10 protein-coding genes are annotated in these 13,121 nt (G+C 45.3%); all 10 read right to left on the reverse strand.

What is annotated here, in order from left to right; all coding sequences use genetic code 11:
• Positions 1-8 precede the first annotated feature (8 nt).
• Complete coding sequence (gene tig, locus DWW70_RS02850; protein WP_015534164.1) at positions 9-1,295, reverse strand: trigger factor; 1,287 nt, start codon at positions 1,293-1,295, stop codon at positions 9-11.
• A 267-nt stretch (positions 1,296-1,562) separates the two neighbouring features.
• Positions 1,563-1,769, reverse strand: coding sequence for an alpha/beta-type small acid-soluble spore protein (locus DWW70_RS02855; protein ID WP_015534165.1), 207 nt, complete (start codon positions 1,767-1,769; stop codon positions 1,563-1,565).
• A gap of 132 nt (positions 1,770-1,901) precedes the next feature.
• Positions 1,902-2,969, reverse strand: a complete 1,068-nt coding sequence (gene buk, locus DWW70_RS02860) for a butyrate kinase (protein ID WP_015534166.1) — start codon at positions 2,967-2,969, stop codon at positions 1,902-1,904.
• Between the two features lie 33 nt (positions 2,970-3,002).
• Entirely contained in the window at positions 3,003-3,923 is a 921-nt protein-coding gene (ptb, locus tag DWW70_RS02865) for a phosphate butyryltransferase (protein WP_022216032.1), read from the reverse strand.
• A 103-nt stretch (positions 3,924-4,026) separates the two neighbouring features.
• Positions 4,027-7,266, reverse strand: coding sequence for a SpaA isopeptide-forming pilin-related protein (locus DWW70_RS02870; protein WP_118649201.1), 3,240 nt, complete (start codon positions 7,264-7,266; stop codon positions 4,027-4,029).
• Between the two features lie 236 nt (positions 7,267-7,502).
• The gene (locus DWW70_RS02875; RefSeq protein WP_015534167.1) at positions 7,503-7,985 is read right to left on the reverse strand and encodes an S-ribosylhomocysteine lyase; all 483 of its coding nucleotides are present in this window, start codon (positions 7,983-7,985) and stop codon (positions 7,503-7,505) included.
• Between the two features lie 2 nt (positions 7,986-7,987).
• On the reverse strand, positions 7,988-8,689 hold the full coding sequence (locus DWW70_RS02880) for a 5'-methylthioadenosine/adenosylhomocysteine nucleosidase (RefSeq protein WP_118649202.1): 702 nt from the start codon (positions 8,687-8,689) through the stop codon (positions 7,988-7,990).
• A gap of 40 nt (positions 8,690-8,729) precedes the next feature.
• Positions 8,730-11,090, reverse strand: coding sequence for a transglutaminase-like domain-containing protein (locus tag DWW70_RS02885; RefSeq protein ID WP_118649203.1), 2,361 nt, complete (start codon positions 11,088-11,090; stop codon positions 8,730-8,732).
• Positions 11,083-12,144, reverse strand: coding sequence for a DUF58 domain-containing protein (locus tag DWW70_RS02890; protein WP_118649204.1), 1,062 nt, complete (start codon positions 12,142-12,144; stop codon positions 11,083-11,085). Before DWW70_RS02890 ends, DWW70_RS02885 begins: the two co-directional genes overlap by 8 nt.
• A 41-nt stretch (positions 12,145-12,185) precedes the next feature.
• Positions 12,186-13,112 carry an AAA family ATPase gene (locus tag DWW70_RS02895; RefSeq protein ID WP_118649205.1) on the reverse strand — a complete coding sequence of 309 codons (927 nt, stop codon included), beginning with the start codon at positions 13,110-13,112 and terminating at the stop codon, positions 12,186-12,188.
• Between the last annotated feature and the right edge of the window lie 9 nt (positions 13,113-13,121).

The following is a 13,121-nucleotide window of genomic DNA, read 5'->3' on the forward strand; positions in this document are numbered from 1 at the left end:
TTAAAATATTAAACTTCCTTTGACTCATCTACAAGAAGCTTTGCAGCCTTCTTAACTGCTACATCCTTCTTGATGCTGTCCTTCTCTGCGTCGCCCATGAATCCCTTGATATCCTCAAGCTTCATCTGGTACTGAGCTGCCATCTTTGAAAGCTCCTCGTCAACTTCCTCGTCAGTAGCCTCAATGTTCTCAGCCTTTACTACAGCCTCAAGAACTGCTCTCTGCTGGATTCTCTTGAGTGCGTCTGGCTTGATTCTCTCCATGAGAGACTCCTCTGTAACGTTTACGATCTGCATATACTGCTCAAGGCTGATTCCCTGATACTGAAGTGTCTGAGCGAACTCATCCTTCATTCTCTTCTGCATATCCTCAACCTGTGCATCTGCAATATCCATAGTTGCGTTCTCGATAACCTTGTCAAGAACCTTTGCTTCCTTCTCGTTTGCAGCGTCTCTGTTCTTCTTTGCAAGTATCTTCTGCTTTACCTCTTCCTTGTACTGGTCAAGTGTATCGCATCCGCCTACCTCGCTTGCGAACTCATCATTGAGCTCTGGAAGCTGTGACTCTGTGATAGAGTTGATCTTGCACTTGAATACTGCCGGCTTTCCTGCAAGCTCCTCAGCCTGGTAATCCTCTGGGAATGTTACGTTAACCTCAACATCCTCTCCGATGTTCTTACCAACAAGCTGATCCTCAAATGTATCGATGAATGAATGTGAGCCAAGAACGAGCTTGTAGTTCTCACCCTTTCCACCATCAAATGGAACACCATCAACAAATCCCTCGAAGTCAAGAGTAACCTCGTCGTCAAGCTGTGCTGCTCTTCCCTCTACGAGTACCTTTCTTGCGTTCTGAAGCTGCTCCTTCTTGATGTCCTCAAGAACCTCGTCATCTGTTACTTCAACGTCGATCTTCTCAACTTCGATTCCCTTGTAATCGCCAAGTGTAACCTCAGGCTTTACAGCAACCTCTGCTGTGAATACGAAATCCTTGCCCTTGCCCATCTCTATTACGTCAATAACTGGCTGTGATGCGATCTCAAGCTCTGAAGCTACAGCCTCTTTTGGATAATACTCGTTGATCATTGCATTTGCAGCATCCTCATAGAATACTTCCGGGCCATACATCTTCTCGATGAATGCCATTGGCACCTTGCCCTTACGGAAGCCTGGAACATTGAATCTGTTCTTTGTCTTGTTGTAAGCTGCTGTCATTGCCTTGTCAAAATCTGCTGCAGGTACTGTGATTGTAAGCTTTGCCATGCTGTGCTCAAGCTTTTCTACTGTGAAACTCATCTTTTTATTTCCTCCTTGAAATGTGCAAATGGTGCCTTAAGCCCTACAATTAAGGCACTCAGATAGCATCCATTTATCTTTTTCTTGTTTATATGTGTGGACAAAGTCCACATCAATCATCGATTATATCATAATGTGCAAATGATTGTCCAGTCCATTATACTATTATTATAATACAAAGTTTTCACGACACAAAAGACCTGATGTATGGATCATACACCAGGTCTTCTTTTTGTTCGTAGATCTAACGGAGATTATAAGCCAGGCTTATCTTCCTGACATCTGCTCTTCCTGTCTCTTGATCATCTGACGAACCATCTCGCCACCGATTGAACCTGACTGAGCTGATGTTAAATCTCCATTGTAGCCATCCTTAAGATCAACACCGATCTCCTTGGCTACCTCCATCTTGAACTTGTTCATAGCACTCTTTGCCTCTGGAACACTTGTCTTGTTAGAGTTTGAACTTGCCATAACCCTGTACCTCCATATTGAAATAATTATTTAAGACTTTCGTCTTGTTAGTATTATTAACAATACGGCTTATGTTATAATGGCAATTTCTGTTATATGCCATGAACTTTTTATCTGAAAATCACTTTTCTCTTAATACTTCATTGGCTCCTCTTCGCCATTCATGACTCTGAGTGCGCCCTGAGCAAGTGCAAGAAGCTCATCCTCTCCTGCATATACTGTAAATGGAGCAATAAATCCTGCTCTCTTCTCAAGCTCTTCGCATGTGTGCTTTGAATATGCGATTCCACCTGTGAGGATGATCTGATCAACCTTTCCTCTGAGAACTGTTGCCATACCACCTATATCCTTGGCAACCTGCTGATAGAATGCATCCTGAACAAGCTTTGCATGCTCATCGCCCTCATTGACAAGCTTCTCAAGATCTCTTGCATCGTTGCTTCCGATGTAAGCGTTGAAGCCGCCCTTTCCAACGAGCTTCTTCATAACCTCAGCCTGTGTATACTCGCCTGAGAAGCACATCTTTACAAGTGCTCCTGAAGGAACGCCACCTGCTCTCTCTGGTGAGAATGCACCGTCACCGTCAAGTGCGTTGTATACATCTACTACCTTACCGTGATCATGGGCACCAACTGATACACCGCCACCCATATGTACTACGATGAGATTCAGGTCTGTGTACTTCTTGCCAACTTCCTTTGCATATCTCTTGGCTACTGCCTTCTGGTTGAGTGCATGGAACACGCTTATTCTTGGAAGCTCAGGTACTCCTGAAAGTCTTGATGATGGCATAAGCTCATCAACAACGACTGGATCTACGATGTATGAAGGAACTCCGAGCTCATCACCGATCTCTCTTGCGAGGATACCACCAAGGTTTGATGCATGCTGGCCCTGCTTACCGATCTTAAGATCCTCAAGAAGGTCATCGCTTACTGCGTATGTACCGCCTGGGATTGGCTTGAGCATTCCGCCACGTCCTACACATACATCAAGTGTCTTGATGTCAAAGTTCTTCTCAGCAAGGACATCAAGAATAACCTTCTTTCTGAAGTCCTTCTGATCTACTATCATATTGAAGCCTGCAAGCTCCTCTGTTGTATGTCTGAGTGTCTCCTCAAACAGAAGTGTCTCGTCCTCGAACACACCGATCTTTGTCGATGTTGAACCTGGGTTTATTATAAGAATCTTATATGACATTTTTTAAACCTCCAAATGTTTTTTATGTATGGCTTATTTGTTTGCCTTAAGTGACTCTGCAACAACTGCTGCAAGTGCTATTGAGTTGAGCTTAACCTCAAATGTATCTGATCTTGATGTAAGGATTACAGGAGCATCTGTACCTGTTATGATACATCCGTTCTTACACTTTGTTGTATGAACAAGTGTCTTGTATACAAGGTTACCTGCATGTATGTCTGGGAACAGAAGGATATCGGCATCTCCAACGATCTTTCTGTCTGTAGCTCCCTTATGGATAGCTGCCTCTGGCTCGATCGCAAGATCCATTGAAAGAGGTCCGTCAACGATACAGCCTGTGATCTCACCGTTCTCGTTCATCTTTGTGAGCTCAGCAGCCTCTACTGTTACAGGCATCTTAGGATTTACAACCTCTACTGCTGCAAGTGGAGCAACCTTTGGACAAGGTATTCCGCACGCATGAGCAACCTCTACAGAGTTCTCTATGATCGACTTCTTCTCCTCAAGTGAAGGATAAGTCATGAACGCAACATCTGTAAGGTACAGGAGTCTGTCAATACCAGGGATCTCAAATACACATACATGTGAAAGTGGCTTACCATTTCTGAGACCAACCTCTTTGTTGAGGACACTCTTCAGGAAATCCTTTGTTGAGAGAAGTCCCTTCATATACATGTCAGCCTTATGATCATGAACAAGTTTCACTGCCTTAAGTGAAGCCTCTATATCATCTGGCTCATTTACGATCTCATAACCTGTAAGATCCATACCGATCTGATCTGCGACCTCTCTGATCTTTGCCTCGTCACCCACAAGTATAGCATCTGCGATTCCCTTCTCCTTTGCTGCCTTTACAGCCTCAAGAATAGGCGCATCCTGTGCTACTGCAACTGAAACTGTCTTTCTGCTGCACTGTGAAACCTTTGCCAATAAATCATCAAAACTTTTACTCATCTTTCGCACCTCACGTGATATTTATTATTTATACAAGTCCATTTTGTATGTTATCACTTATAAATCTAAAGGTCAACCACATTGTCCCATGTTATTATTACTGTCATTTTGATTCTCCGGTAAATTTTTTCCTGTAAAATACGATTCCCGCAACCGAAACTACGGCAAAGCACATAAGCAGTATGACCTTCGAAACAGGATCCCGATCTCCGGTGTCCGGCGTATCAGGAGTGTTTGGCGTGTCGGGTGATGGATGTTCTTTTATTTTCTGATTTGTTATGATCACCGGATCATCCATGGTATATTCATTTTTTGATGTGTCTATCTGAATTTTTTTATCTGCTTTTTCGTAACCCTCCGGGGCAGCTAACTCCTCTATGCTATACGTGCCTCTGGCAAGTCCGTAAAATACAGCCTGTCCATTTTCTTCCGATTCAGCTTTTGCGATCAGAGCACCCCGGTCATCATATATGCCAAACACAGCCCCGGCAAGCGGACTGCCATCCTCCTGATCCGTCTTGAGTATATGCACCATGCCATAGTGATTTTGGACATTTATCACCGGTGGCTCATCTGCACTCTCCGGCACGCTCACCGGTATGGAATTTACCCCCGGGTCAGCAATATAACCCTTGGGAGTTCTGGTCTCCTTTATATAATACTCTCCCGGCTCGAGTCCGGTGAATTCTACACTGCCGGCTTTGTCAGTCTTTTTTGTCATGAGCTTTTCATGATCAGATGCCCTGTACAATGTGAACTCCGCATCCGCAAGAGGTGTCTCCAGAATATCATCCGTCTTGTGGACACTTATGCTCCCTCTGATCTTCTCTTTTTCTTTTGTATAAACTGTCTGTGAAGCAAGGTTCACATCCTCATGTGAAGCTACGACCTCTCCCTCATAATCCTCATCCGTAAGCACCTCATAGCAGACAAGAGCCGAACCACTTATGCTGTCAGTCGAAAACCTGAAATTCACATCCACAGTCATCTCCTCTGCATATGCGGTAAAACATTTCTCTGACGTTGATCCATCTGCCCCAAGCGGTCTGCCCGACTCCTGTGAGACAACGCTTCCGCTCAGTTTGTATCTGTGCCCGATATCCAGCCCTTTCATACTCACCGTGTCCGTGATATCTGCAGTTTCCGCATCCGGATCAATGAACTTCGATCCGTCTTCACTGTTCTTCGCCACAGATTCTATCTCCGGCATCCTCTCATCAACTATGTCCCCAAGATCAAACACGCACTCATCTGAATCTATTTTGAATTTTATCGGAGCAATGCTCTTATACTTTCCCTTATTTGCATCACAACGAAGCTCTGTCAATGTGTACTCTCCGTACGGCAGTGACCCTTTGGTCTTGTCCGGCTTTCCATCCCCAAACCAGATATCATCCGCAGAACTGGAGTATTCGCCATTGGCATCAGTTGTTATCTCCGCAGACTGGGTGCCATCGGAGTTCTCGACGAGGAATCTCACATTTGCGATCGCTGTCCCATCCTCGGCATCCACTTTTTTGAATTTGAAGTCACCTCTTACGACATGGTTCCCGACCACAAGCTCGTAGCCATTTACCAGACGAACAGTGTCGCCATCCTGTTCTATTCTGTCCAGATATATTCCATCTGAACTATCCTTTATAATATTGCCATCCTTTGCGCTTTTAAATATTGAATTCACAAGCGTGTACCCTTCTGGGGCTTTTGTCTCCTGAACCGTGATTGTTCCCGTCTGCAAAACCACATCCTCAAGGCCACACTTACCGCTGTCATCCGTCTTAAGCGTCCAGCTCTGATCCGGCTTCTCTGGGAGCTCGTCCACGGAATTATAAAAATTCCTGTAATAATTGACTGTAAACTCAGCCCCTGACAAGACAGCATCTCCCTGAGATTTATCTCCCGTCTCCGCATCCTGTTTGTATATGCTCAGATCAATCTTGCCTGAGATCACCTTGTCCCAAGTCTCCCAGCTTATTTCAAGCTCTGTGGATGTACTGACCTCCTTGCCATCCACGGACAGAAATTCTCCTTCTTCGTTTATAACGAGCTGTGCCACAGCACTGTTTCTCTCATAGTTGTACGGAGCCCTTTCCTCATATATCCTGTATGTTCCGAACGGCATATCTGTGATCTCATAGGTTCCAAGTCCGCCATATTCTGACATCACAACTATACCATGTCCATTCTCATCAGTCTCTATCTGAGCCACCAGAGTGCGCAGACTCTGTGTGCCATTTTTCACTTCCATCTCAATATTGTACAGAGCTTCTCCCACACCGGCGCCGGAATCTCTGTCGGTCTTGTGCAGACTGAACTTTCCAAGAACAGGCTTCTCTCCCGTCCATTCAATATCCATAGAAATACTGCTTGAAGCTACCGTTCCAAATAACAACTGCTGGTCATCATCTACCTGAGTGGAATCTACAGTATACACTGTAACTCCGGGGATCCCTTTACCAGACTTTACTGTGCCCGTTCCCTTATGAGCCTTCTCAGCACTGAAAAAGAATCTGTCGCCTCCCATTATAGTTACCTTACCTGTCTTGTGGATGGTGAACTCCTTTTCTCCGCTTTTCCTGATATGGAGCCATGTATCCGCCGGTACCGAGATCCTCACTCCATTCTCAGCATCTGCCTTACACCTCATTATCCTGGTTCTTCTTCTCTTCTCACCAGTCTTCTTGTCCACATAACCGGTATAATCCTTAAGACTTACATAATTACCGTAATTCTCTTTGCTTCCATCATCTATTATCTCTATATCTGCCTGATCTCCCTGAAGGATGATCTCATCTCGCTTTGTCTCCGATATGTATTTATAGAATTCGTCTATAACGTCAAAATACTGTCCATGTCTTATATAATTCAAAGTCAGTGTCATGATGAGCTGTCTGTGATCTGCGGACACCCCCTTAAAACCAGACCACGCATATTCACTTCCCGGTCCATACAGAAACGCTTTCTGAAGCAGTCTGTCATTTGTCACGGAAAATGCCACCTTGTCCGTGCTCTTAACTTCATTTTTCTTATGATCGCCGCAGTATGCCCTGTACTCTACACCGTCCTTATGCACCGTGTAATGCCTCGTGTATGGCATCCCATTGTAAAACACCACATCGCCGCTTAGGATGCAGTCCACATCTTCATAACTTATCTCATATCCGGCCATAGCCGCAATTCCATCCGTTGAGGTGGCCATAACATCAGTATGCCTGCTTTTCTCCCCGGCATACAGTTCGTCAGCACTTGACCTTGTACTGAACCTATGATAAAAAAACACACCGGCCACACATACGGCCAGAAGAACAGCCAGCAGAATCTTATATACATACAATCTTTTCATAATCTCTTCCTTTCTGTTTGAGTTTCAGCCCATTCATAACCGTATCCGGTAAGAGCCGTCTTCATGAATCTGTTTAGCTGTTTTATGTGCACAAAAAAAAGCTTACGTGCATTAAAAAGCACGCAAGCTTCATTGTCAATAGAATGGCAAACATTCCTCAACAAAGCGAATTTCCACTGAAAATCACCCGTTTTTTACATGGTCTGTATATTTTGATCCCATTTGTAAATTGGAATTTAACCCTCTGGATAATTAAGTCTGCTGTCATCTATATCATACAGAACCTGTGACAGGAATTTCTCTGCAAGATAGTTCGCCATACCGAGATTCATATCCAGGTAATTGCCGCACTCTCTTGGATTTGCTCCAGGGATCGGATCGTGATAATGTCTTATGAATTCGAACATTGATATCATAAGCTCCACTATATCCTTCGACTCATAATCACCTGCGAGTATGAGATAAAATCCCGTCCTGCAGCCCATAGGTCCAAAGTATATGACCCTATCCTTATACTCTTCATTATTTCTCAAGAATGTCGCACCGAGATGCTCTATAGTATGAACCTCCGCAGTGTTCATAACCGGCTCATAATTCGGCTTTGTCATCCTTATGTCAAATGTTGTGAGGATCTGATCCCCAGCCTTATCCTTTCTCGACACATAAATGCCCGGATTCAGGAGAAGATGATTTATCTGAAAACTTGCTATCTTATCCATGTCTACTTCACCTCATATCTCTTTATTATCTCTGTCATCATGTTTACACTGTTCTCTATAGCCTTTGCCGCAAATGTAGGATAATCCATCTCTGCACTGTCATCAGCCTTGTCCGATATGGCCCGGACAACAAGGTACGGAACCTTATTCAGCACTGCAACATGTCCTATGGCCGCGCCCTCCATCTCTGCACATCTTCCACCAAATGTCTCCACAAGCCATTTCTTCTTGTCCTTGCTCCAGATAAACTGATCGCCGCTCACCACTCTTCCAGTGAACACCTTGACTCCTATATTTGCTGCATCCACTGAGTCCTGTGCTATCTTAAGCAGCTCATCGCTGGTCTTGAACACGCTCAGCTCTGTATCAGGGATCACACCCGGCTCATATCCAAGGGCGGATACATCCATATCATGCTCCACGGTATCCGTAGCCAGAACGATGTCTCCTATATCTATGTCAGCATCCAGTGATCCGGCTATTCCGGTGTTGATGATAGCTGACACTCCATACATGTCGATCAGCGACTGGGTACACATGGCCGCATTGACCTTGCCGACACCGCACTTTACGACCACGACATCCGTTCCTTCTATCTGTCCTTTGTAGAAGCTCATGCCACACTTGTCTGTGACCTGGAGCCCATCTATCATCTCTTTCAGTCTTGCGACTTCCCCGTCCATCGCACCTATGATTCCAAGCATCTCTTATACCTCCATTATCCATTGCTACCTGTCAACTATACTACAACATTCGGAATATGTATATCCTCTTCATAAAAGGAACCTGTCTCCTAAAGCTCCTGAACAGCACCCGAAGTTCTCCCATACGCTGTACATATTCGTCCCCGGACACCTCGCCGCCATAGCTTATGCCTTCCATATATGCCGCAAGGTCCTCAGTCTCCGCCGGATCTGCGCCCTTACAGAAATATTCAAGCTGCTGCCTGTGATTTCCCGCCTTCGAAAAATCATCCGACGCAAGTCTTGCATAATCACACATATACCTATAGTAAGCTATCACATTTCCAGTCTTATCTCTCCTGTGATAACCCACAAAACGAACTATCTTCCTGACTGCTATACGCCCCACAAACAAGAGCACTGCAAATGCTATACATCCCGCCAGAACATATATTATCCACACGGCATTTCCAAGTGAAAATGCTGTGCCGGTCGTATCTGTTCCGGTATCTCCGCGGTCATCACCTACTAGCCATCTTCCAAATCTGGACCAGAAATCATCCTGGGTCTCATCCTCATCTTCACTCGACGGAGGTGTCAGCTCCACGACCTGCCATCTGCCACGTATGAACGCCTCTATCCACGCATGAGCTCCGCCATCGTCCACATCCACCTGAACAACAGCCGTTCTTCCAAGCTCTGATGAGCCTGAATAATAATCATCGTAACTGAACTGTTCTTCATCGAGCATTGTTCCGTCAAGGATCTCGGTGTAATCCACGGCATACCCCTCCACATATCTTGTGGGTATCCCCATGTATCTCAGGATCAGCGCCCCCGCAGTGGCATAATTGGCACACAGGCCCTTCTTCGTAGTATCAAGGAAATAATTGACATAATCCTCATCCCTCGGCGTGGCTCCCGGATGCAGTGTGTACGGATAATTCTCCAGGAAGTATATATACACCTTCTGCAGCACATTATCCACACTGTCTTTTTCCGTGATTCCTGCGCTCTCACAGAATCTTCGTATTGAATCCATATTCTCCTCTGGAATCTCAAGATACTTGTCATCCACCGACGACATAACCGGCTCAGCCAGAGCGGATGGACTGTACTCCACACTGTACAATGAATCGCCCTCTTTGTAAGTATTCATGGCTTCTATATCAGTGTAGTAAGGGTAATATTTTAGATCTCCGGCGCCATCTATGATCTGTATATCCATTCGTCCTCTGGCATGTCCTTCAGAATTGACCGGTGACGGATAGTCGCCATCCTTATCTCTGTCCCAATGATCCCAGCTATACTCATCACCAACGAACGCTTTCAGATAGATCCTGTTTGTGCTATATGGTGCAAATGTGATTATCAGATCCGTCTGTCCATCAAGTGTGACATCCGACACGCCTCCAAGCTTTCCATTTGCCAGTCCTCCGGTATTCGCCGAATTCCTTAGGGATTCAAATCCATACATGATGAGATTTCCAAGTGGGCCTTCGATCTTGTTCTTCGCCGAACTATCACGATACCTGTACAGATAAGTCTGCTGCGGCTTGACAAGAATAACCGCACTTCCCACCAATATACATACAGCCGCCACACCGGCCGCAAGCTGCAGAGACGCCCTGTCACTATGCCTGTAACTGAATCTTCGCTTCTTCTCATCATATTCAAACGCACTGTCCTTGTCAGTTATACGGAAGTGACCATTTCCCTTAAGGCAGATAACTCCCAAAAGTCCTGTGGATACCATGAACATGTAAATAACATCCGGCTCAAGCCTGAAAAACAATGGTAATATAAACACAGGAAGTGAAAACCACACTGCCCAGAACACACTCATATTCGTGTTAAGGAAAATGTTGAGGATTATTATCTCTACACAGCCTATAGCGATGGCTGCCACAGGAACAGTGAGCGCCCTGTTGGACAAAGTCTCGGAGAATACCTTAACCTCCTGGGCTCCATAATAATCAGTCACATGATCCAGAAACTCATTTACGATAGCATAAAATCCACTGTTTATATAACGTCTGAGGAGCATGATGAACAGGACAAAAGCGACAAGAAATATGACATATCCAACATCTCTCACCCACACCTTGCCTGATTTGAACAGACCACAGAAGTACATGGCCAGCAGCGCATACGCCAGAAATATAACGGGAACACCGTACGCCATATCTATACACGACAAAAAGCCGCACATTGAACCGCCTATGATAAATATCTCCAGCAGGCATTTTGCAGCAATACCTCTGCTGTCCGATTTTCTTCTGCGCAGCTTTCTTTTTCTGTAATCCGCGCCTTCTCTGCCTCCATCTGTGATCTCCGGATCGTTGAGCAGCCTTACACCTTCACAGAATTCTACCGTTTTCCTGTCTTCAGTTTTCTTTTTTCTACCAAAGATTCTACCCAATTATGTATCCTTTCACACGATCTCCATATGTAAACACTACATTGCCATCCGCTCTCATATCGCCGGAAACAACTATGATCCTTCTGTCAGAATCCAGATTCTTCTCAAGCATCGATAACCCATAGCCAAAATCTGCATACGCCTGCTCATAAAAGATCTTCTCCATCCATTCAGCGAGATCATCCCTGCTGTCTATCGAAGTCCTGACTATATCGCCCTGCGCGCCGCTCCAGTAATAGAATGTAAACGGCAGTTGTTCATCCAACAGACTTACAGCCATGCCGTAGGCGGATTTCAGTACATCATTCAATATATGTGTCTCATCATCGGCAAGCTCTACCAATATCATGAGCTGGCTTGACGACATGCTCTCTCTGTCCTTTACCATCAGCACGTCTTTTTTTGCTGACAGCTTCCAATGTATATTCTGAAGCTTATCCCCCAGCTGGTATTCTCTCACATCCACAACCTCGGAGAAATCATGACCTTTTTTCCGGCTCTCCTCAGCCTCGTTCATCCCCTGTGAAACCGCGGTCATATCCGCCTCCACATCAACCTTTCCGGAAGGGAAAACCTTGTACTCTTTTACCGAGTTGCATTTGCTCTTTATCCTCACAAATCCAAGCCAGTCAGTAACGCATATTCTGTCCGCTTTCACCTCCAGTGCACCTACATACGACTGGGCGATCTGGTAGTCCACCACATTCGCACTGCGCGAATATGCAGGTATGCACAGCGTATGCCTGCCATTTGTATGGAAAAGATCATTCTCCATGCTTATCTCTATCTCTGTGTTCATATTCGGAATAATGCTGCTGTTGTCGAGCACAACCGATACGAGAAATGGCGAGTCCACCGTAAGGTTCTGTTCCCCGCCGCCAAATTTTACAGTCAAATGCCTTGAAATCACAAAGGCGCATACTATTGACACGACCGGCAGAACTATCATCAGTATCATAACTATGAAATTAAAATATGAATGTACAAAAAGAAGGATCAACAGATTTATAACAAACACGAGAATGTATTTGAATACATGCCATGCGTACTTCATCCGCTGATCCTCCTTTACTTATATCTCTTATGTTCTCCGTTCTAAGTCCTTGGAACCTTAACCTGACTTCTCACTTCATCCAGAGCCTCTGCGACAGTCATTCCATTAGCTCTGGCACGGGCTGCAAGCTTTACCCTGTGCCCAAGCACGTCGTTGAACACCTCTGCTATATCTCCCGGCACAACATATTCTCTTCCATAGAGCACCGCCATTGCTCTGCCCATCCGCAGAAGTGCATTTGCGCCTCGCGGACTTGCTCCCATCGAGAAGAGCTCACTCTCCCTGGTAGCCTCAACCAGAGTCACTATGTAATCAAATATTGAATCATGCACACTCAAAGTTCTCGCCTTATCCTGAAGACCTATCAGTTCATCTCTCGTCACTATTCTCTCTACACTGTCCATAGGTACAAATTCCTGACCTTTAAGTATCTGCACCGCAGCCTCGTGGGATGGGTATCCCATGGAAAGTCTCACCATGAATCTGTCAAGCTGGGACTCCGGAAGCATCTGCGTTCCCGACGAACCAACCGGATTCTGGGTTGCAATGACCGTGAAAGGCTGTGGAAGTTTCCTTGTAACAGCATCGACTGTCACATGTTTTTCCTCCATGCTCTCAAGGAGTGCCGACTGAGTCTTAGGCGATGTTCGGTTTATCTCATCCGCAAGGAACAGATTACAGAACGCTGAACCCTCTCTGTACTCAAACTCACCGCTTTTTGCATTGTACATGGAAAATCCCATTATGTCACTCGGCAGAACATCCGGTGTAAACTGGACTCTGTTATATTTCATATCCAGAGTTCTGGCAAATGCCGTTGCAAGAGTGGTCTTGCCCACACCCGGGATATCCTCAAGCAGTATATGTCCACCCGCAAGTATGGCAGCATAGACCTTGATTATTATATCTCTTTTTCCCTTTACGGCCTTCTCTACCTCATCAACGACCCGGTTCTCTATATCTGTCATACGCCGTCC

This window comes from Coprococcus sp. AF16-5 (assembly GCF_003479365.1).
Lineage (GTDB): Bacteria > Bacillota > Clostridia > Lachnospirales > Lachnospiraceae > Coprococcus > Coprococcus aceti.